19 protein-coding genes are annotated in these 21,307 nt (G+C 36.9%); 11 read left to right on the forward strand and 8 right to left on the reverse strand.

Going from position 1 to position 21,307, the window contains the following annotated elements; genetic code table 11:
• The first annotated feature begins 48 nt into the window (after positions 1-48).
• The 3 genes from Q0794_RS03490 to Q0794_RS03500 all read left to right on the forward strand — a co-directional run bounded on the left by Q0794_RS03490 (position 49) and on the right by Q0794_RS03500 (position 3,165).
• Entirely contained in the window at positions 49-612 is a 564-nt protein-coding gene (locus Q0794_RS03490) for a YceI family protein (protein ID WP_298940146.1), read from the forward strand.
• Between the two features lie 330 nt (positions 613-942).
• A complete protein-coding gene (locus Q0794_RS03495) occupies positions 943-2,379 on the forward strand; it encodes an anti-phage deoxyguanosine triphosphatase (RefSeq protein ID WP_298940147.1) in 1,437 nt (478 codons plus the stop codon).
• Positions 2,380-2,532: 153 nt separating this feature from the next.
• Positions 2,533-3,165: an SGNH/GDSL hydrolase family protein gene (locus Q0794_RS03500; protein WP_298940149.1), complete on the forward strand. Its 633-nt coding sequence runs from the start codon at positions 2,533-2,535 to the stop codon at positions 3,163-3,165.
• Positions 3,166-3,374: 209 nt separating this feature from the next.
• Here Q0794_RS03500 and Q0794_RS03505 read toward each other — a convergent pair whose 3' ends face one another.
• The 4 genes from Q0794_RS03505 to Q0794_RS03520 all read right to left on the reverse strand — a co-directional run bounded on the left by Q0794_RS03505 (position 3,375) and on the right by Q0794_RS03520 (position 8,815).
• Positions 3,375-3,659 (reverse strand): hypothetical protein, encoded by a 285-nt coding sequence (locus Q0794_RS03505; RefSeq protein ID WP_298940150.1) that lies wholly within the window; start codon positions 3,657-3,659, stop codon positions 3,375-3,377.
• A gap of 500 nt (positions 3,660-4,159) precedes the next feature.
• Positions 4,160-6,544: a GGDEF domain-containing phosphodiesterase gene (locus tag Q0794_RS03510; RefSeq protein ID WP_298940151.1), complete on the reverse strand. Its 2,385-nt coding sequence runs from the start codon at positions 6,542-6,544 to the stop codon at positions 4,160-4,162.
• A gap of 7 nt (positions 6,545-6,551) precedes the next feature.
• Positions 6,552-7,583 (reverse strand): spermidine/putrescine ABC transporter substrate-binding protein, encoded by a 1,032-nt coding sequence (locus Q0794_RS03515; protein WP_298940152.1) that lies wholly within the window; start codon positions 7,581-7,583, stop codon positions 6,552-6,554.
• Positions 7,584-7,900: 317 nt separating this feature from the next.
• Positions 7,901-8,815, reverse strand: a complete 915-nt coding sequence (locus tag Q0794_RS03520) for a LysR family transcriptional regulator (protein ID WP_298940153.1) — start codon at positions 8,813-8,815, stop codon at positions 7,901-7,903.
• A 143-nt stretch (positions 8,816-8,958) separates the two neighbouring features.
• Between Q0794_RS03520 and Q0794_RS03525 the strand changes: the two genes are divergently transcribed.
• From Q0794_RS03525 to Q0794_RS03545, 5 genes are all read left to right on the forward strand, one after another.
• On the forward strand, positions 8,959-9,429 hold the full coding sequence (locus tag Q0794_RS03525) for a nucleoside deaminase (protein ID WP_298940154.1): 471 nt from the start codon (positions 8,959-8,961) through the stop codon (positions 9,427-9,429).
• 127 nt (positions 9,430-9,556) lie between these two features.
• A complete protein-coding gene (locus tag Q0794_RS03530) occupies positions 9,557-10,504 on the forward strand; it encodes an ABC transporter substrate-binding protein (RefSeq protein WP_298940155.1) in 948 nt (315 codons plus the stop codon).
• Positions 10,505-10,508: 4 nt separating this feature from the next.
• Positions 10,509-11,297 (forward strand): ABC transporter ATP-binding protein, encoded by a 789-nt coding sequence (locus Q0794_RS03535; protein WP_298940156.1) that lies wholly within the window; start codon positions 10,509-10,511, stop codon positions 11,295-11,297.
• Entirely contained in the window at positions 11,275-11,652 is a 378-nt protein-coding gene (locus tag Q0794_RS03540) for a hypothetical protein (protein ID WP_298940157.1), read from the forward strand. The genes Q0794_RS03535 and Q0794_RS03540 overlap by 23 nt, the downstream gene beginning before the upstream one ends.
• Positions 11,624-11,896 (forward strand): ABC transporter permease subunit, encoded by a 273-nt coding sequence (locus Q0794_RS03545; protein WP_298940158.1) that lies wholly within the window; start codon positions 11,624-11,626, stop codon positions 11,894-11,896. Before Q0794_RS03540 ends, Q0794_RS03545 begins: the two co-directional genes overlap by 29 nt.
• 974 nt (positions 11,897-12,870) lie before the next feature.
• Here the strand turns inward: Q0794_RS03545 and Q0794_RS03550 are convergent.
• From Q0794_RS03550 to Q0794_RS03565, 4 genes are all read right to left on the reverse strand, one after another.
• Positions 12,871-13,953: an FAD-dependent oxidoreductase gene (locus Q0794_RS03550; protein ID WP_298940159.1), complete on the reverse strand. Its 1,083-nt coding sequence runs from the start codon at positions 13,951-13,953 to the stop codon at positions 12,871-12,873.
• Positions 13,954-14,040: 87 nt separating this feature from the next.
• Positions 14,041-15,015: a hypothetical protein gene (locus tag Q0794_RS03555; RefSeq protein WP_298940160.1), complete on the reverse strand. Its 975-nt coding sequence runs from the start codon at positions 15,013-15,015 to the stop codon at positions 14,041-14,043.
• A 77-nt stretch (positions 15,016-15,092) separates the two neighbouring features.
• A complete protein-coding gene (locus Q0794_RS03560; protein WP_298940161.1) occupies positions 15,093-15,740 on the reverse strand; it encodes a TetR/AcrR family transcriptional regulator in 648 nt (215 codons plus the stop codon).
• A gap of 597 nt (positions 15,741-16,337) precedes the next feature.
• Positions 16,338-17,804: an exonuclease domain-containing protein gene (locus tag Q0794_RS03565; protein ID WP_298940162.1), complete on the reverse strand. Its 1,467-nt coding sequence runs from the start codon at positions 17,802-17,804 to the stop codon at positions 16,338-16,340.
• Positions 17,805-18,684: 880 nt separating this feature from the next.
• On the opposite strand from Q0794_RS03565, the gene Q0794_RS03570 reads away from it, so the two are divergent.
• From Q0794_RS03570 to Q0794_RS03580, 3 genes are read left to right on the forward strand one after another with little or no spacing between them, the layout of a single operon-like run.
• Positions 18,685-20,184, forward strand: a complete 1,500-nt coding sequence (locus tag Q0794_RS03570) for a cytochrome ubiquinol oxidase subunit I (RefSeq protein ID WP_298940163.1) — start codon at positions 18,685-18,687, stop codon at positions 20,182-20,184.
• Complete coding sequence (cydB, locus tag Q0794_RS03575; RefSeq protein WP_366522500.1) at positions 20,126-21,109, forward strand: cytochrome d ubiquinol oxidase subunit II; 984 nt, start codon at positions 20,126-20,128, stop codon at positions 21,107-21,109. Before Q0794_RS03570 ends, cydB begins: the two co-directional genes overlap by 59 nt.
• The gene (locus Q0794_RS03580; RefSeq protein ID WP_298940164.1) at positions 21,109-21,216 is read left to right on the forward strand and encodes a DUF2474 family protein; all 108 of its coding nucleotides are present in this window, start codon (positions 21,109-21,111) and stop codon (positions 21,214-21,216) included. The genes cydB and Q0794_RS03580 overlap by 1 nt, the downstream gene beginning before the upstream one ends.
• Positions 21,217-21,307 lie beyond the last annotated feature (91 nt).

The raw sequence follows: 21,307 nt of genomic DNA on the forward strand, positions 1-21,307 counted from the left end.
TATTTCAAACCATGCTCTACGTTAACTTTACTCAACAAGGAAAATACCATGAAAAAAGTACTCTTCGCGTCAGCTTTAAGCGCAGCAATAGCATTACCAATGACCGCAACTGCAGCAGACTATAAAGTTGATACAACACATGCTTTTGTTAACTTCAAAGTTAGTCACTTAGGCTATAGCTTTATCCAAGGCCGTTTTAATACATTCGATGGCAAATTCAGTTACGATGAAAAAAATGTAGCGGCATCTTCAGTAACAATAAACGTTGATACAACCAGTTTAGATTCAAACCATGCTGAACGTGACAAACACCTTAAAGGTGATAATTACATTGATGCAGGTAAATTCTCTACCGCTAAATTTGTTAGTACCGGTGTTGCAGAGAAAGCAGATGGTGGTTTAACAATTACTGGTAATATGACATTCCATGGTATGACTAAACCAGTAGTGGTTGATGCTAAAGTGATTGGCCAAGGTGATGATCCATGGGGTAATTACCGTACAGGCTTAGAAGGTACAATGCGCCTAGAATTAGCTGATTTCGGTATGAATGTTAAAGGCGCATCAACTTACGCTGATTTAGACATCGTATTAGAAGGTATTCGTCAGTAATCTAAAATAGATTCAATGACATAATGAAAGCAGCAACTGAAAGTGTTCTGTTGTTGCTTTTTTATAGGTACATTATTACAACAAAAATACTTATTTAATTTATCCCAAATTCGCTACACCGGTGTTTTTCAAGACAGTTGGCACTCGTGACCAAATCCGCCTTATTAACTATCCAATTTAGTTTTCAGTTTAGTTATCAAAGCTGAATGAAAAAATAGCCTTTCCAGCCCTTTTAGATTTCCTATTACAGTAACGACAACAACTTAGCTGTATTTTTCAACCTAAAAACACGTTACACTTTTTATGTGATTAGCAAACTAGGGTGACTATATGAATTTAGAGAAAAGCACAGATACCGTTAATACTATCGATGGCATCAATGATGCAACAGAGCATAACAATCACAATACATCACCTCTATTTGTTTCAGACAAATGGCTGGAGCGTTTAACCGCTGAGCCTAATAAAAATAGACGACTTGACCAGCGTAGTGTCTTTCAACGAGATAAAGCGCGTGTGTTACATTCAGCCGCCTTCAGACGATTACAGTCAAAAACACAAATTCATAATAATGGCTTAAGTGATTTTTATCGTACTCGGTTAACGCATTCTTTAGAAGTCGCTCAAATTGGGTCGGGTATTATTGCGAATTTAAAACAGATACAACCTGAATTTAAACCTTTATTACCGGGTTATAATTTGATTGAAACTATTTGCTTAAGTCATGATATTGGCCACCCACCTTTTGGGCATGGTGGTGAAACAGCGCTTAATTACATGATGATTAAACATGGCGGTTTCGAAGGTAATGGGCAAACATTTAGAATATTAACGCAGCTTGAACAATACACGGAGCATAATGGCATGAACTTAACACGCCGTAGCCTATTAGGGATATTGAAGTACCCTTTATGTTTAAGCGAATTAAGCACAGATTACCCTGATCAAACAGTACGGAATTTTCGCCAATTAAAAACCGATGAATGGATGCCTGCAAAAGGTATTTATGATCATGACAAAGCATTACTTGAGTCAGTGCTATCACCGTTATGTGAAAGTGATCGTAAGTTATTTGCCAGCACCAGAACACCTGATGCAAATATCAAACAACATTTAAAATCAAAATATAAGTCTTTTGATTGCTCAATCATGGAAATTGCTGATGATATTGCTTACGGAGTGCATGACCTGGAAGATGCGATTGCCATGGGCATTATCAACAAAGCATTATGGGAAGAAAAAGTAGTCCCTCAATTAGCCGATATTGAAGGTTTTTGCCTAAAAGAACAATTATCAGAATTAACAGATAACCTTTTTTCTTCACAACACTTTAAGCGAAAGGATGCGATTGGCTCTTTAGTTAATGCATTGATTACTTCTATTACCATTCAACGTGTTAATAAACAATTTAAAGAGCCATTATTAGCTTATAACGCTTATTTAGAGCCGTCTATGTATCAAGCATTAGAAATTCTAAAAAGTTTTGTATTGAAGTACGTCATTCAAAGCCCTGACTTACAGATTTTAGAGTATCGCGGACAACAAATTGTGATGGAGTTATTTGAAGCCTTTGAGTCTGGCCCGTTACGCTTTCTGCCAGAGCGAGCAAAAGCCTTATGGACAGCACATAGCGGCGATGTTTCTCGTCAACAACGTGTGATTGCAGATTATATTTCAAGCCTAACCGATAATCATGCGTTACGATTACACGCTAGCCTATTTAGCAGTAACCAAACATCACCTATGATTGGTGAACATGCTTTTTAATAGAGTGGTTTAGCTATAAAAAACGGCGCTTAATAGCGTCGTTTTTTGCTTAATTCGTTTACTTTTAATAAGTCGTTTTATCGTCATTGTTTTATTGTAAGTTATTGGATACCCTACAATAACTTAATCCCTTTTATGAAAGGATATTGAACAATGAAAACCATTCTGTGCTTTGGCGACTCCAACACGTGGGGATATTCTCCTTCCCTAGCGCGACGCTATAATGAATCTGAACGATGGACCTTGTTACTGCAATCCCAATTACCGAATGAATATAGAATCATTGAAGAAGGGTTAAATAGCCGTACTACTGTATTTGAAGACCCATTTGAAGCTGGTAAAAAAGGATTAGATTATCTACTTCCTTGTTTAGGAAGCCACCATCCAGACTTGATAATCATTATGCTGGGGACAAACGATTTAAAATCCAGATTTAATGTCACCGCAAGTGATATCTCTAAAGGAGCAGCACGATTAGTTGAGGTTGCTAAAAATTTCAATCCTGGCTTTATGAACAAATCGCCTGACGTGTTATTGATTTCCCCTGCACAGGTATTGGAACTAGATAATGGCAAAGAAGGCTGGGATGGTGCGCAAGCTAAATCCGAACAGTTTGCTCACTATTATAAATTACGCGCAACGGAATTGGGTTGTCACTTTTTAGATGCCGCGAAGTTCATCAAACCTTGCAAAAAAGAAGGAATACATTGGCTTCCTGAAGAGCATATAAAACTAGCCAATAAATTGAGCCAATTGATCCCAACGATATTACCACTGGACGAATGAAAGCTAGCTCAGCAGTGCAGGTTCAACTTAGCGCCCAGTTAAACAATAAAACTGAGTAAAAAAACAAAACCATCTATGTATGCTTTCTTGACCGTTTTTGAGGCGTTAAGGCGCTAACCTACTTTCTTCTTCATTAGGAAATGGAAAGTAGGAAGTAATACTTAATTATTTACAGGATCTGCAAAAGGTAAATCCTGTTTGCACTATTTTCACTTAAGGATCGAAATACAATCAATTTCATTTACAGTATTAGCATTAGTGCGTTCAATTATTTTCACTAACGCCGATTGAATAGCTTCATCTTCTCGGACATCACTTTCACTCGAAAATGTTTGCTCTTGTGGTTTGGCCTTCTCATCCGAAGTAAACGAAATGATGACTTGAGTTGCACAATCCGATATTTTACCAAAATACTCTAGTGAAATCAGAGGATAACCATTAAACCCTTTCTTAACTTGCTTTGCGATACGTTTCTTTGCTTTGTCTATATTCATCATTTAATCCTTGTGCGAGTCAAACTAGCAAAGTAAATTGCTTAATATAAGTAAATATAACTGCTTTAATAACGATAAGCGCAATCACACTAATCAGCAGGTCTATTTTACTTGTTAAAATAACTTATTTTTTCGTTATCAGCTCCTAAAAAAACCATTAAAGAATTAATATCTTTTGGTTAATTCTCCGACAGACGATGAGTGAAGTTAATCTACGAAAGGGCTCAACTTACGCATTAAACTAAATCATTACTCTGTGCAAATTTAGCTCACTTATTTAATATAATGAGTTTAACTCGAACCTAAAGCGAGTAAAAAACGATATAAACCAGCACCAATAAATAAAAGCATATTACGATAAATCGCTCATTAAAAATAATTTATAAAAATTGAAGCGCAGGCGTTAAGTTACTTTACTGTCGAACAATAAAATAAGTAATACTTTTATAACTTAATGCTTTTATACTTTCGCACCTTCATATTTTTATTCATTTAATGAGCTAGTTGCCGTTGCACTCTGTAATCACCTCTTCCCATTGACATGGTTTAGTAAAGTAAAACCCTTGTACAATTGCATCTGGTAGTTTTTGGACATGTTTAAGATCAGATTCAGTTTCAATACCTTCGATAATGACTTCAAGCTCATAAATTTTTGCAAGTTCATAAATAATATCTAACGTTGGTTTTTTACCAGTAGCAGTATCACTCAGACTTTGTACAAAAGAACGATCTATTTTGAGTGTATCTAAAGGATAATTAACTAACTGATTAAATGAGGTATAACCAGTGCCAAAATCATCTATCGCAATACGAACCCCTAACGATTTTAGTTGTTTAAGGCATGAAATAGCTTGATGATCGTCAGGCATTAAACAGGTTTCGGTTATTTCGAGTTCTATCTGTTTAACATTTATCTCGTAGTGTTTAATAAGGGCTTTTAAGCGAATATAAAAATCATCATTTCTTAACGATTTAGATGAAACATTGATTGCAAAAAAACCTTTAAATCCGGTTTTATTAATAAGCTCATTTAGTTTAATGAATGCATTTTCAGCCACCCATAAGTCGATCATTAGAATCAAATCTGTTTTTTCAGCAATAGGGATAAATGTGTCTGGTCCAATATCGATGTCTGTTAAGGCCGTACATCTTAATAAAACTTCATAGCCCTTTAATTTCATGCTATCAGCTATATAAGCAGGCATAAACACCAATACAAATTGGTTGTTATTGAGTGAATCAATTAATTGATTCTCAATTTTCAACTCATTGTTTATTTTGTCTTCTATGTCAGAAGTAAATAATTTGTAATTATTTTTCCCTAATTTTTTGGCTAAATACATTGCGCTATCAGCTTGATTTAATAATATTTCTCCATTTTTTATTTTGTCTATAGTATAAGCAACCCCAACACTTGCGTGAATATTAAACTTATTAACGCCTATATCGAAGCTATCATGGAAAAGAGCACACACTCTTTTACCCAGATTTTCTATCGCCATTATGGAAGGTAACTCATTAATTAAAATGACAAACTCATCACCTCCCAATCTTGCAATACTTTTGATATTTTGACTCTTAATCGCGCAGTCATTGTCATCAGTTAACATCGTTTTTAACCGCTGACTAAAAGTTGCGAGTAAAAGGTCACCTATCTCATGCCCATAGGTATCATTAACATATTTAAAATTATCTAAATCTATAAAAAATAAGGCGATATAGTTTTTATTATTATTTTTATTGTTAAAATAAAATGCATCAGATAAAGACTCATTAAAACTTCTTCTATTTGAAAGGCCTGTAAGTGGATCATTATTAGCAAGGTTATTTATTTTCTTAATGAGTGATATATAACTTTCATTCAGTTCAGAAACTTCATCATCAGTATTTAACGGTTTTAACTCAATAGTTGAGGAAGCTTCAACCTCTTTTATACTTTGAGCGAGTTTGGTGACGGGAAATATAATTTGGTTATCAATCAGCTTAACCACAATAAGATAACTTATTCCCATCAGTATAAAACTTAAAAACAACAGCTTAATAAGCACAAGATTTAAATTATCTGTAAAGTATTCTTGCCCTAATGTAATCGTCATTTTAAATAATTCAGTTTCAATCGTTGCTTGATAGTTACCACTATTAATTAGATTGAACGAGGAAAACTTAATTGATAATTTATCAACTATCGTATTTTGATAAATAATAATATCTGATTTAATACTACTGTTATGTTCCTTTATAAGATCGTCAACAGCGCCTCGCATTAACCCTAAGCCAAGTTGAGCTTGCACTATATATAAGTCATCATCGGGGTCATAAAACTGTTGAGATGTTAGATGATAAGGAGAGAAAACTTGGATTATATTAAATAGTTTATGCTCTGTATTATCGATAAAATAATAGTATTGCGATATTTTATTATTAGATTTATTTTTAATATCATCCAATAATATTTTTGTTTGTGTTCTTAAAATGGGTTCAGCGAAAGGATCTTGAGTATTAATATGGACGATAAGCTGTTCATTAGCATCATAAATATTAAAGTCATTAACAACATTTAACATTTTATTCGAGTGATGACGATTATTAACGAACTGTTTTAAAAACTGGCTAATATAAGGTGCAGTTAACTGTACTCCTCGCTCATTCTGCGTAAATATGAGCGACGCTTCTTTACTATCAATCTTGTGTTGAAGATAACTTTGCGTATATATGAGATTGTATTCTGTTTTTGTTACTGCATTTTTAAGATACTCATTAAGCGAATGTACTTTATTTTCTATAATTTGTGTTTTATAAATACCATAATAAATACTAGTAACGATGACAGAAACTAGCATTATAATAGGTAAAATAATGTATCTTATTTTTTTACCAAGCTTCACAGCACCACTACTCCTCAACCCTTAGTATCGATACCATTCGATTACGAATGACTCGATTTTCATTTGACATAGGTTGATAGCGATAACTTCTATTTAGAATATCTACACCAGGTGATATTTCGCTATCCTTTTTATAATCATCATCTGCAAGTAATTGTGCTGCTTCATTGGTCGTTGAAAACCACATTTCAGAGGCATTCGCATAAGCAATATTAGGTTCATTTATAAATGAAAGAAATGCTTTAGTTGCCTCTTTTACGACGTTGCCAGAAGGCGTTGTAAAACAATCAACAAAAAGTAATGAGCCTTCTTTAGGGACAACATATTCCCAATCATTTTGACCAGTAGCTTCTTTAAGGTTAAATATATCGCCCGAGTAAATGACTGCAAGTGTTAACTTAGATGCACTTTCATATTCATCAACATAAACGAGTGGATAGCCGTATCTAAGAAGGTATTGCGATTGATTTTTTAGTAAAGAATAAGCGGATACTAATTCAGATTTATTATTTGAAAAAGGATCAGCACCTTGAGAAAGTAATGCAATCGCAATAGTATCGACATCATCTTTGAGCATCATGGTCGTACCAATATGCTCTTTAGATGGCGTTAGAATTTGTTTCCATGAATTAATTTCTTCCTTAGAAATAGAAGATCGATGTGCGATGCCCATTGTACCTGTAGAATAAGGAACCCCATATTGGTTACATGCTTCAATCGATTGTATGCTGTTATTCTCGATATTATCTATCTTTAAAGAAGATAACGAAGCTAATACCCCTTCTTTACCGTATGTAACTGTCGTCGCATTATCGACAAGAACAAGATCGTATCTGGCTCCCTGTCCATTCACGAGTAAAGAGTTTCGTTCAACTTCATTATCAAAAAAATACTGTTTTACAGTATGCCCTGTTTTTTTAGTAAATTGATCGATAATACTGTCTGAAATAAAATGTTCCCACACAAAAATTTTAACTTCTTCTGCATGAAGTGGTGTCGAGAAGGTTAATACAAGCAGGGTTTTTAATAAATTTTTCATATAATACTCACAAGTCGACAAAAAAACTAACACCTATGAGTTAATTTTAGCATGAAAAATAATTTATATATTTATAAATAGAAGAACCTGTTTCTTTCCTTACCCAACGTAGTAAATATTGCTAATAGCAAATTGAATAATGTTATCGGAGTCTAAATGTTATTTTTTCATGCTCAAGTATTGAAAGCTATAGAGCGCGATAGTTACTTCTTTCTCTACTTGAGCAGGTCAATTAAAAGGATATTTGATAGTGAAATATGAGTGATTTGTTACAGAAAAAATGAAAAGGTATCAAAAAATTTTACTCATAATAATCACTATGGTGCTACTGGGATATGATATAACTGGATGACTTCGTGAATACTGTCCAGCACTATCTGAGTTTGCTCATCGATTGTCACTGTGGATGGCAAGCAAACACACAACTCTTCCTCTAGTTGCTTGTCCGTCAAAGGCGTGAAGACTAAGTCTCCATCTTGCACTTGTTTTTCAATGTCGTACCACGTCATAAAACTCACGCCAACACCATTTAGCACTAAATTTGCAAGTAAGTTAAAGGAGTTACTGGTCGCTGCAATATCGAAGCTGCTTTTTTGTCTTACAATTTCTGAATATAAACGCGTATGCACCGATAGGTTTACGTCCGGAAAGCAAAGCGGCCACTTTAAGCAGTCATAGAGATCTATCGACTGTTTACCTTCCTCTAATAATCCAGGAAGGTGAACCAAACCAATTTTACTCATATATTGCCCCGCAAAATGAATCTTTTCATTTCTCGCGACGTTAAATGCAATAATGAAATCTAACTCGTTTTTTAACAGCAAGTCGGTCAGCGTTTGAGTATCGCCAATTTTAAAGTGGATACGGACTTGGCCTAAATCAGACAATACTTTCTTATAAAACCGAGGCAAAAAACTATGGCTTAAACATCCGACCGCACCAATACGCAGCTGCAATATTTTGGGTTTCTGACCTTCCTCTATACTCCTACGAAAACGGTTCTCTTCTGCAATCCATTTCTGGGCTTGTTTATAGAGTGCTTGTCCTTGTTCCGTCAGTTCGATACCTTTAGGAAGCCGAAGTAGTAATTTCCTGCCGAAATCTTCCTCAAGAATTTTCACTTGTCGGCTTAGAGCAGATGCCGCAATATGCAACTTTTCCGCCGCTTTACGCACCGACTTTTCATGTGCAATAACAACAAATGATCTAATTTCTTTCGTTAAAGCTGACATAGATTCTCGCTAATAAAAAACACTGTTCTAAATTTTAGCACGCGGGGTGCTAAACGTTCTAGTTTCTAAAGCAAAATTACTCTCTTATAGTAGAACCAGATGAAAAATAAATTAATTAACTAAATCCACAAAAGAGAATATTTATGAACAATGATATTATTAATTTGAAGCTTTCTATCAAGCTAGCTAAAGAAAGCGTAGACAGCGGCAACCACCCTTTTGGTGCAGTTTTAATTGGTCCAAAAGGAGAAACTCTCCTAACGTCAGGCAATACCTTCCAAGAAGATAAAGGTGTTGGCCATGCAGAAGCAAATGTAGCACGTGCTGCTTCACGTCAATATACTCCAGAATTTCTTGAAGAATGTACTTTAGTCACTTCTGTAGAGCCTTGCTGCATGTGCGCAGGTACTATTTATTGGGCGGGTATCGGCCATGTAGTTTTTGGTTTAACTGAAAAAAGATTAGCCGTAATGACGGGAGATAACCCAGAAAATCTAACACTTGATCTTGCTTGTCGCGATGTATTCGAAGCTGGGCAACGAAAAGTGAAAGTACGCGGCCCATACGCTGAACTAGAAGATGAAATCGCAGCTGACCATATCGGTTTTTGGTAATCAACACCGAGTAAGTCCAAGGGATACGCTACCGTCATAACGGTAGCAATGAATATTTCTAATTTTGTTAATATTAATAAGGATATGATTTATGAACAAATGATTTAAATACACAGTTATCGCAAGTATGATGACAAGCTCTCTAGCAATGGCATCTGATAAAGTGACTTTTCAGCTAGACTGGTTGCCAGGCGCAGATAGCTCTCCTGTTTATGTTGGCATTAAAGAAGGCTTTTTTGAAGCAGAAGACCTAGAAGTTTCCATTTCAAGTGGTCGAGGTTCAACAGATGCAATCACTAAACTTGCGACTGGAATCTCTGATGTTGGTAATGCAGATATTGGCGCACTGATGGCTGCAAGAGCGCAAGAGAATGTGCCAGTTGTTGCAGTACTTCCCTATTTTACTCAAGCCCCTCATACCTTCTTTACTTTAAAAGGTTCATGTATCACTAGCATCAAAGACTTAAAGGGCAAAAAAGTCGCGACTTCACCTTTTTCTTCGTCTAATGGATTCTTACCTTTAGTCCTAAAAGGACATGATTTAACAGAAGACGATATCAAATTAGTCAAAACTGATCCGGGCACATTAGGTCCAATGATGATTACTGGTAGAACAGATACAGTGATTGGTTGGACGACGAATTCAGAACTATTTAAAGAGCAAGCTGCCAGTGCCGGTAAAGAAATTGTGAGTATGCCTTGGTCAAACGAAGGTTTATCACTTTACAGTTATTCACTACTCGCATCTGAAGACTTCCTAAAAGAGCGCCCTGACGTTGCAAAACGTTTTGTGAAAGCATTCAAAAAATCTATCGAATTCACTTATGCGAATCCAGAAAAAGCAGGAGCAGACATAAACGCTATTGTGCCTGAAGTGAGTGCTGAATCTGTTAGCGCTCAAGTAAAAAGTGTGACTAACTTAGTATACAACGACATCACTGAGCACGATGGTTTTGGTGTCTTTACAGCAGAAAGAATTGCGCAAACTTGGAAATACGTTGCTTTAGCAAATGGACTAGATAACGAAACGCTAGACCCAATAACAACAGTTAGTTTCGAATATTTACCGGAGTAAAATAATGAAATCAAACAACTCGAAAGCTTATGTGAGCATGAAATCTGTAGGGCATCGTTATGACCCATCACCAGATGCTCCGATGGCTGTGCAAAACATTGATTTAGATATACATCGTCATGAATTTGTTGCAGTTGTAGGGCCATCGGGTTGTGGTAAATCTACATTACTTCGTATGGTTTCAGGCCTACTGATTCCATCTCACGGGGTGGTTTCAGTTTTTAACCTTCCTGTGACGGAGCCACGTGATGATGTTGGCATCGTTTTTCAAAAAGCCAACCTGCTACCTTGGCTAACAGTAAAGCAAAATATTTTGTTTCCTTTAAAACATAAATATGGAAGTTACTCGAAGAAAGATGAACAGCGAGCTGACGAATTACTTCAGATGGTTGGTCTTGAGCAATTTGCGGATAAAATGCCTGATCAACTATCTGGAGGAATGCAGCAACGCTTAGGGATAGCGCGTGCACTATTGCTAAACCCAGATATCTTATTAATGGATGAGCCTTTTTCAGCATTAGATGCATTAACACGAGAGCAAATGGGCTTTGAGCTTTTGAAAATATGGGAAGCTGCACCAAAAACAGTTCTGTTTATTACGCATTCAATTAGTGAAGCAGTCTTGTTATCCGACCGTATTTTGGTGATGAGTGAACGTCCAGGGACTGTGTTGGACTTAATCGAAGTAGATATTCCTAGGCCAAGAACCAGTGACACAATTAACGAACCTCGCTTTACACAATTAACGAACCTAATTAGAGGCCATATTTATGAACCCCAAGCACAAGCCTAAATCGTGGCTAAAACAACAATGCTATCGCTTTGCATCGGTTATTTTCTTTATCTGTTTTATCGCAATTTGGGAGTTAATTTGTCAATTAGCTGAAGTACCAAACTATATTTTACCTTCTCCTTCTTCGATTGTTTCAGCATTTTTTAACGTCGAGTTTTCTCGTTGGATGACGCACCTTGGTGCAACATTAAGAGTGGCACTAATAGGGTTTGCACTGTCTATTTTGATCGCAATTCCTTTAGCTATTTGTATGGTGCGCTCTGAGCTATTGAGTAGAACGTTATACCCAGTATTGGTTGTGATTCAATCAACGCCAGTGGGCGCCGTTGATCATTGTTATATTGGGAACAGATGACCCTTCTCGAATTCTCATCACGTGTTTAATTACCTTCTTTCCTATTGTCGTCTCTGCAACAACAAGCATGTCGGAAACACCGGAAGAAATGATAGAATTAAGCAAGTCATTACGTGCTCCACAATATCGAGAAACTTGGCAAATACGCATTCCCTATGCGATTCCACATATTTTTACTGGTCTTCGAGTATCGATTACGTTGGCAATTATAGGGGGCGGTTGTCGCAGAGTTTGTTGCAGCTGAAGAAGGACTTGGTTACTTTATTCAATTCTCAACGTCTTTCTTTAAAATACCGCAAGCTTTCGCAGGGTTATTTTTCTTAGCAGGTATTAGCTTATTATTATTTAAGTCTATTCACTGGATTCAAGCCTGGTTATTCCCTTGGAGCCTACCTAAAAAGAACAAATATTAAGAGCGATATATTCAGCTCAACGTATAAGATAAAAGAATAATGTGCTCTACAGGCTATAAGCCATATAGTCTGTAGACCATTAATTTATCAGATGAAGTTGTCAATAATGATAATAATTATACCACTACATTGAGCTGAACTAAGCTGAGCTGAGCTGTTTTAACCTTACCATCAAATTTCATACACCAATCAAAACCTGAAAATAAAGTAGCAGCAAAAAAATAGACTCACGCAGCAAGCTTAACTCGACGTTATTTAGAAGAAAACCAAACCGCTGATTTAACTAATTACCCATTATATTTTAACTATATTGTAGCGCCGACCCTTGCTTTATATAATGCAGTACCTTGATATGGTTACCCTTTATACTTTTACAGAGCTAATGTATTTTTTAGTGAGCTAGTTACATTGAGTGATGTTAAGTACTTAGTATTAAAGGTAGTACTGTTTTAAGCTTGTATAACCCCCGCTCATAAACCAATCGCACCAATAGTGCTTTAAAAGAAGAAAGTGTTCATGTATTACTGAGCCAGAACGATATCCTACTAGCATTAAAATATTCTAGTAAACTAATTCGCTATATGTCCCTTTTCGCCTTAAGTCACCAAATAACTCAACCATTACAATGGTGATATACATTAGTTTTTCCGTTTATTTAGGAACTTTTATTATTGTATTCATACAGAAGAAAACACGTAATAGGCTAGATATTTAAGCCCAATAAAACCGATAATCCTTAAATTAAAACGGTAATTATTAATGAAATAATTATCGTTTTAATCTTGTTAAGCACACTTTATAAAACTCAGACTTTTAAACCAAACAGTTTACGATACTTAGTGATAAAGAGATCTTTGCCTTTAATTTTGCTCGTCACCCAATTGCCAAAGGTAGCAATGATCAAGTATGAGTTTCCTTTATTCGGTCCTAAAGGTAAAAATAGAGGTGCTTTTTTCCAAGGGACATATGGTTTTAGTTGATCCAGTTTTTTTCCTGAAGCTGACGCTTTTAGCATTTTAGTGAGCCAAGGTATTTGGCGACCAATGGCTACAATAGTCATCGCGTCACCATTACTTGCCACATCGCCTGCAGCAAAAACGTTAGGGTATGTTGATGGGCGTAAATAGCTATCAACTTTAACGCGGCCGTTCTTTTCTTTATTTATATTCGGTAAACTCTCTAATAAACTTGATTCCGCACGCGAACCAATAGCAGGAATAATAAGGTCTGCTTCTATCAATGTACCATCGGATAAATGCAGAGATCCTGAATATGGTTTTGTTAAGCTCTTAAGGTTATCTACTTTTACGCCAAACCTAATTTCAACACCCGATTTCTTGAGCTTTGATGTAAGTGAAGCACCAAACTTAGTGGGCATTGTCGGAAATAGGCTTGATTCGCTCGATATTAATGTTATCTTTTTTTCTGACATCGCATCGTTTATTTCACCCGCCATCTCAGTTCCTACCGTGCCCGCGCCAACAATAGCAATCGATTTGGCTGCTTTCAATTGGGCATGTAGCCCAGTGATGACGGTGCGAAAATCATCAATATTATCGCTTTCTGGCTTGAAAGCTACACCGTTAGAAGAGCCTGTTGCAATCACGATATAGTCAGCATTAACCCGTCTACCATCTACAAGAGTTGCACCATATTCATCCACGCTATCTGCCTTTCCTAACACAACACTCCCCTTTGAAAGAAGCTTGTCATATGGTAATAATGCGCTATCTAACAATGCAGGCTTTACAACTGCACGGATCATCGCCGGAGCATGAACAAATGTGCGTCGTTGCTCGACAAGCGTCACCTCTAAATCATTTTCTAAAGCCTTCGCAAGTTCAGCACCTAAGTAACCACCGCCCACTATCAGAAGTTTCTTTTGCATATTTTAATTTCCTATCTGTTGCTATCTCTTACTAACGGCGGCATATACCACAGCATAAAGAGATAAATTAAGCTTTAAATTGACCGATTATGTTTTTGGATAGACTATTTCATGTAATCCGTTTGAATGATAAGTTTTTGTTATTCCACCGTGAGTTACAATTAATTCTTCTTTTGCTGTGTATCGGTAAGCATCTTCTCCTGGTACTTGTGGGCTTTTATCAATCATTACAACCTCATCAAGCTTGATATTTGCAATAAAGCTCAAATCATCTTTTACGCCTTTTATCGTTAAGTCTTTTGAAAATGTATAGCCCATAGACGCTTCAGTCATTTTCTCATTAATAACAGCCGTTAATGAAACAGTATCTGGGGATGTAAGAGAATCTGTTGGTGACATTATTAGGTTTTCACTATCGGTAACCAATGCGGTCGCCATCATTATATTGTCATCAAAATCAATTACTACTGCATAATCAACCGAAATATCAGCAGAGTGTACTTTTCCCCAGTACCAGTTTTTAGCCATGCCTGCTAATGTCTTATCACCCCAATTATGGTCATGGTAGCCCGTGCCTTTTACTTGGGTTGTTACACCCTTTTTATAAACCTCACCTTCGATATCACCAGAAGGAACAGCTACAGTCCACGGCATAGGAGATGGTGTGCCTTCAGAGGTATAAGGATGGTTCTTTTTGTTTAATTTTAATTTAGCCCCATAACCTTCTATTAATGTATATAGTTCGTAATGATCTCCACAATCTCGGCAATATTCTTCGCCTAATTTAACATCACATTTATCATAGTTTGTTGATACTTCGTCTTCAGTATATATTTTAATTCTTGATATTTCAGGTTGTCCCTTTTCGTATATATTAAATCGAACAGAGGGCTGTCTTGGTTTTAACCTAGTGTCGTTTAATGAATACATAACAACAAGGTAGTCGCCATTATCAAGATGAGCATCAAAATACCACCATTCAAAATGCTCCTCTCTATTGGTAACAGGGAAATCTATATGCGTTGCATCTGCTTTAATATAATTAGTCGTGTTATTCATCATTTATATCTCTTTTAGTAAGTGGCTAAAGCACATAAGTTTGGTAGTCCTTCGTGTTAATTGAAGATGCACTATGTTTTCTATTTAGTGTTTAAAGTTGTTTTGTCACTAAATAGGCTTAAAAGGTATTTAACATGTTGTTCCATGATATCTTCCGAAAAAGGGTCTGTGCCTGAAAGTCGTGAAAATTCAGGGGCAAAAATAAAGATTGATGTTGCGGCACCAATGAAGAGATACCGTATGTGTAAGCTATCTCCTTGAGGCATTAGCCCTAATTCCTGGGCTTGTTGCAAAACCCCTAACTCGGCGTCAGCTCCTGAACGTAGGAAACGATCGGTAAGCCAATTAAGTCGCTTAGTATCACTTTGGTTCGCCTGTAGCATAAATCTATGAAAATCAGGATATTTTGCACAAAACTCTACGAAATCTTTTATAAGTACACGGATCATTTCATATGTTTCTACTTTCTTAAGCGCTTCTCGACGTTCCATAAATTTTTTATCGTAAATCCCAAAAGCCCATTCAGCTGTTGCTTTCCAGAGTGCCTCTTTGTTACCAAAGTGATGAGAGATAAGTGTGTGATTTACGCCAGCTCGCGTTGCAATAACTCGGATAGAAACACCCTCAAAACCTGAAGAAGCGAACTCATTAAGGGCAATATTAAGAATTTTTAATTTTGTCTCATGTGAGCGTTCTTGCTCAGAGCGTTTTTTAGTATTTTTTTCCATGTTTATTTTCTCTATACCTCAAGTCTCGAATCACTATGCTAAACAAGTGTTTAATATAGATCAAGTAAATTAGACAAGTGTTAAGTTTAATAAAGGGGATAATAGATATACTTTAAATGAGTTAATGAGTGCATTCATCATTGGTATTTTTACGTGGAGGCAATAGAGTGATACGAATAAATAACTTTAAGGCTAGGGGTGATTTTTAACGCACTGCGTTCATAATTGTAGGTATACAGGGTACTTACTAATAGCTAAGACTGTCGTGGTCAATTAAAGCTGGTCACAGATTTATAGTCATACCAATACAAAATTTCTGTCTTATTAGAACTTATTTCACCGTTATACTCATGAGATTGTAGAGCAGTATTTTTTGTACTTTAATGCATATAAAAAATAATAATTATTATCTCGCTAAGTGTCCCATTGCGACTTAGTGAGCAAAAAAGCTAGACAGCCAAATGCTTTATTTTATGTCTAGATTGTATAATCTAAAATACTCGCCACAAACAACAAAGACCTTTGAAGCACAAAGTTACATAGCAAATATTGTTAATGTAAATTTGTGCTTTTTTATCAACATGAATTAATCAGCACTTAGTTCTCAATAGCGCTATTGAGAGTGTTATCTGTAGTCGTATCAATAGTACTATCAACATTTTCTAAGGTGATGAGCGTATGATTTTTTTGTAGTTGAGAGATACATATTTTATAAAAATCAGTATCGAGTTTAACCGTCGTATCAAAGTCAAAACTTTCCAACTCACTTTCATTACTAACATTGCCCAAATACAACCAATGCGAAATAATATGAATACAACTGATATCGCTTTCTTGATTGTATTCTTTAATGCCAATTGCACCTTGGTATGGCCAACCTTTAAGTTTGATTGGTGCTAAGGCCTGCTGCATCCGCATTTGATAGATAAGTGGGTTTTCTTTACCACAACATATCCCTTTACATTTTTTAAGTTGGTAGGCAAAACAAGGTCCTTTGCCTTTCTCTAAACCCAGTTGAATCGCACATAAATTATGTTCGTCTTTCAATTTACGCAGTGATTCATTTGCCCCTCTTCGCCCTTTATAAAGCCCATAGGTATTTTTCAATGACGCTTTTTTTGACTCGGTGCTTAAGCTGTTTATATCAATAATTTGGGGCGCTAAAACATTCTCTTTTAAATCATTTTCCCAATACAGAGTAAACAGCGTTTTTTGTTTACGTAGCTGTCTGTTAAATAATGGAGAACGCGACTTCACTAATTCTGACTCTAAAATCAAAGCACTAAACTCACCTGCAGTGACAATCCATTCAATATTATGCACTTGTTGCGCCATACGCATTTCTCGATCATGACGATGATCACTAGAAAAGTGAGAAATAACACGGGCTCTAATTTGTACACTTTTACCTACGTATAATAAGTCACCACTTTCACCATAGAATAAATAAACCCCAGGTTCGTTTGGCATCTTATCGAATAGTTCAGGATTTAAATGAGGTGGGATACTAGAAAGTTTTTGCTGTAATTGCATCGCAGCGAATACATTTTCCTCATTAAAGTCATCGACCATACGTGACACTAATTGAGGTAAGGCAGCTGCATCACCCATTGCCCTATGGCGAGCCTCACAAGTTAAATCAAATCGCTTAATGATACTATCAAGGTTATGCACTTTAAATTGAGGGTACATTTTCCGTGAAAGCTTAACAGTGCAGACTACTGGGTACTTAAACTCAACCCCATTTTGTTTGAAGGCATTACGTAAAAAGCTTACGTCAAATCGGGCATTATGCGCGACAACAACATGCCCTTCAAACAAGTCAAGAATCGTCGGAATCAGCTCATCTATAGTCAGAGCATCAGCAACCATTTCCGGCGTAATACCGGTCAGTTTTTGAATCATCAACGGAATAGAAGTATCAGGGCACACCAGCGATTGCCACTTTTCTGTTATCACCCCATCTAGGGTTTGTACGATGGCAATCTCTGTAATACTGTCGCGGGTTGGCTTACCGCCTGTAGTTTCAAGATCGACATAGGCCAGTCGACTAAAATCAACCATAATTATGTATACCTTTATTATTTAATTGACGCATATTTTCAGGAGTTCTTCTTACCTTTTCGTTTAAAAAAATATCAGAATCAAATTTAAGTTTTGTAAAAATATAGGACCAAACTGGAATGTATGAATTAACTCTCAACGTAACCGACAATTCATCAATGCTCTTATAAATTAAGAGTAAACAATATAAACCTAACTTAAATAATCAACAAATACAAAACGATCCCCTTCTTTTTCTTCAACATTGATTAATCAGCTCTTCGTTAAGCATCCTAACTACAGTTCAAGGTTTTTGCAGATTATTATCCTGCATAGGTGTTATAGATATTTTTAAAAGTAACGTTGCGGATAGTTTTTGATTGTAATAATGAAGTTTTAAAGAAATACCAGCATTACGCTGTTTGTTTCAGATTTGAAGAGATTGATCCCATTTACCAATCAGAAGAACCAATCAGAAGATAACGTTAACGAGCGTCTATACATCGTGGGTTTAGATTATTAAGGAGTCCCCTTCTCAATGTAGATAATCTGAATCTTTGTATAAAATAATGAAAGTAATTTAAGGCTCTGATCACTTAATTACCTTTTACTGGGTCTATTCCGATGAGGAAGTCATCAGACAAAAATAGCCCTCTTAATTGAACCTTGAACAGCCCTTTTACGTATTAGTATTCATAAATGTAAAAAATTAGAAGTTGATAATGTTTGCGACGCATACAGTGTATCAAAACCATCAATGACTAAAGTGATGACAATAAGTTTAACCAAGGTCATTTTTCATTTAAAAGTAATATCTAATGTTGCTTTTGTTTCAATACTAATTTGATTGCTACATGAGTTTAACAGAATTTAAAATCTAACTTATATGAGGTCTATGGTTATGTTTGAAAACTTCACCGCGGAGACACTTGCCAGAATTCAGTTTGCATTCACTATCTCCTTTCATATTATATTTCCAGTTTTTTCGATTGGACTCGCCAGTTTTCTAGCCGTATTGAATGGTATGTGGCTAAAAACTCATGATGAAACCTATCTATTTTTGTTTAACTACTGGAAGAAAATTTTCGCAGTTGCCTTTGGTATGGGGGTCGTTTCCGGTATTGTTATGTCCTATCAATTTGGCACTAACTGGTCGGTATTTTCAGACAAAACAGGGCCAGTACTCGGGCCACTTATGGCCTATGAAGTACTCTCTGCGTTCTTCCTCGAGGCGGGCTTTTTAGGCATCGCTTTATTTGGACGTGAGCGAGTGGGTAATAAACTACACATGTTCGCAGTTTCTATGGTTGCCTTTGGTACTTTAATGTCAGCCACTTGGATTTTATCCGTTAATTCGTGGATGCAAACACCCGCTGGCTATAGTATTAATGAGGTAGGACAATTTGTTCCAGAAGATTGGTGGCAGATAGTGTTTAACCCATCATTCCCTTATCGTTTAGTACACATGGTAGTAGCGGCATTCCTGACAACGGCGCTCGTTGTTGGTGCTGTCGGCGCTTTACACCTACTAAGAAGAAAGGCAGATGTTGCTGCTCGTCGCATGTTTTCAATGGCGATGGGAATGTTAATAATTGCAGCGCCTTTGCAAATTCTTGTGGGAGACTTTCACGGCTTAAACACTTTAGAGCACCAACCAGCCAAAGTGATGGCGATGGAAGGACACTATGATAGTCACCCAGAAGGTGCACCACTGATTTTATTTGGTATCCCTAATCCAGAAGAAAAGCGAATTGATTACGCTATTCAGATACCTAAAATGTCTAGCTTAATTTTAAAGCATGACTTAAATGCGCCGCTTGCTGGTCTAGATACGATTGCAGATGAAGATGAGCCACCTGTTGCCATTGTGTTCTGGAGTTTCCGAATTATGATTTCCCTGGGCTTTGCGATGCTAGGCTTGGCGATATGGAGTTTTTGGAGACGCATGCGTGGCAAGCTTTATGATGATGATTGGTTAAAACGAGCAGCGATTGTGATGGGGCCAATGGGGTTTGTTGCCGTACTCGCAGGTTGGGTTACTACTGAAGTCGGTCGTCAACCTTTCACCGTCTACGGGTTATTGCGAACCTCCGATAGTCTTGCTCCGATTGCTGCACCTGCAGTTGCGGTATCCCTAATCGCATTTATCATCGTTTATTTCTTTGTCTTTGGAGCAGGTACTTACTATATCTTAAGATTGATGAATAAATTACCAACTACATCAGGCGTTGATATGAATGACGGTCCTATCAGAACTGCAGAAAAACAAATTATTGAAACAATTCATGTAGAACATAAATCAGATGACCAAGGAGAAGATCGTGGAATTTTAATTATCATTTATCTGGGCCATCATTATCACATTCGCCGTACTATGTTATGTCATTTTAGATGGCTTTGATCTAGGCATCGGTATTTTGTTTCCGTCGGCTAAATCAGAACAAGACAAGTCCGTGATGATGAATACTATTGCTCCCGTTTGGGACGGTAATGAAACGTGGCTAGTAATGGCAGGCGGCGGTTTATTTGCTGTTTTCCCGCTAGCTTATGCCGTTATTATGCCAGCCTTGTACATGCCTATTATACTCATGTTGCTAGCGCTAATTTTCCGAGGCGTTGCCTTTGAATATCGCTGGAGAACCGTGCGTTGGAAGCCTGTTTGGGACTTTTCTTTCTTCGCGGGCTCAGTGATAGCCGCCTTTACTCAAGGTATTTCGCTTGGTGCATTAGTACAAGGCATTGAAGTGTCAAACCGTGCCTACGCTGGCGGTTGGTGGGATTGGCTGACCCCATTTTCATTATTCACTGGATGTGCAGTGGTCATTGGCTATGGCTTATTGGGCTCTACCTGGTTAATCATGAAAACAGAAGGTGAACTACAAACTAGAATGCGCGGTTATGCAAAATGGTTAGGCATTGCGACCCTAGGCTTTATAGGCGTTGTTAGTATTGCCACCCCTTTCCAAGATCCCGCTTATTTCCATCGTTGGTTCGCGTTGCCTGGTAGTGTGTTTAGTGTGTTAGTGCCAGCTTTGTTAGCACTGTGCACATGGTTACTATTTAAGGGATTAAAGCATGATAAAGAAGCGCAGCCATTTCTTGCCTCACTTGGCTTATTTGTACTCAGCTTCATCGGTATTCTTATTAGTTTTTACCCTAATATTGTACCGCCAAGTTTAACCATCGCTGAAGCAGCCGCGCCTGATTCAAGTTTAAAATTCGCACTAATGGGGACGATAGTTTTAGTACCGCTTATTTTAATCTATACCGCTTATGCATATTGGGTATTCAGGGGTAAAGTAAGACCTGAAGATGGGTACCACTAATGGCTTGGAAAAAATATAAGAAACTAGCTTGGTTCGTTGGCATTTGGATTGCTAGTGTTCTAGCGCTAGGTATTGTGGCTATGTTGATAAAGTCCGTCATCCTTTAACTTATTTATTTTGTGTCGGGTTTCGAATCAGGTTTCGAGTCGGATTTCCGGTCGATACCGTCACTTATCTGCTTGGATCGGCTAAAGGTGA

This window comes from uncultured Psychromonas sp. (genome assembly GCF_947489755.1).
Lineage (GTDB): Bacteria > Pseudomonadota > Gammaproteobacteria > Enterobacterales > Psychromonadaceae > Psychromonas.

Coding starts and splice junctions, on each gene's coding strand:
- Q0794_RS03490 (WP_298940146.1), top strand. CDS start 49: ATGAAAAAAGTACTCTTCGCGTCAGCTTTAAGCGCAGCAATAGCATTA.
- Q0794_RS03495 (WP_298940147.1), top strand. CDS start 943: ATGAATTTAGAGAAAAGCACAGATACCGTTAATACTATCGATGGCATC.
- Q0794_RS03500 (WP_298940149.1), top strand. CDS start 2,533: ATGAAAACCATTCTGTGCTTTGGCGACTCCAACACGTGGGGATATTCT.
- Q0794_RS03505 (WP_298940150.1), bottom strand. CDS start 3,659: ATGAATATAGACAAAGCAAAGAAACGTATCGCAAAGCAAGTTAAGAAA.
- Q0794_RS03515 (WP_298940152.1), bottom strand. CDS start 7,583: ATGAAAAATTTATTAAAAACCCTGCTTGTATTAACCTTCTCGACACCA.
- Q0794_RS03520 (WP_298940153.1), bottom strand. CDS start 8,815: ATGTCAGCTTTAACGAAAGAAATTAGATCATTTGTTGTTATTGCACAT.
- Q0794_RS03525 (WP_298940154.1), top strand. CDS start 8,959: ATGAACAATGATATTATTAATTTGAAGCTTTCTATCAAGCTAGCTAAA.
- Q0794_RS03530 (WP_298940155.1), top strand. CDS start 9,557: ATGATGACAAGCTCTCTAGCAATGGCATCTGATAAAGTGACTTTTCAG.
- Q0794_RS03535 (WP_298940156.1), top strand. CDS start 10,509: ATGAAATCAAACAACTCGAAAGCTTATGTGAGCATGAAATCTGTAGGG.
- Q0794_RS03540 (WP_298940157.1), top strand. CDS start 11,275: ATGAACCCCAAGCACAAGCCTAAATCGTGGCTAAAACAACAATGCTAT.
- Q0794_RS03550 (WP_298940159.1), bottom strand. CDS start 13,953: ATGCAAAAGAAACTTCTGATAGTGGGCGGTGGTTACTTAGGTGCTGAA.
- Q0794_RS03555 (WP_298940160.1), bottom strand. CDS start 15,015: ATGATGAATAACACGACTAATTATATTAAAGCAGATGCAACGCATATA.
- Q0794_RS03560 (WP_298940161.1), bottom strand. CDS start 15,740: ATGGAAAAAAATACTAAAAAACGCTCTGAGCAAGAACGCTCACATGAG.
- Q0794_RS03565 (WP_298940162.1), bottom strand. CDS start 17,804: ATGGTTGATTTTAGTCGACTGGCCTATGTCGATCTTGAAACTACAGGC.
- Q0794_RS03570 (WP_298940163.1), top strand. CDS start 18,685: ATGTTTGAAAACTTCACCGCGGAGACACTTGCCAGAATTCAGTTTGCA.
- Q0794_RS03580 (WP_298940164.1), top strand. CDS start 21,109: ATGGCTTGGAAAAAATATAAGAAACTAGCTTGGTTCGTTGGCATTTGG.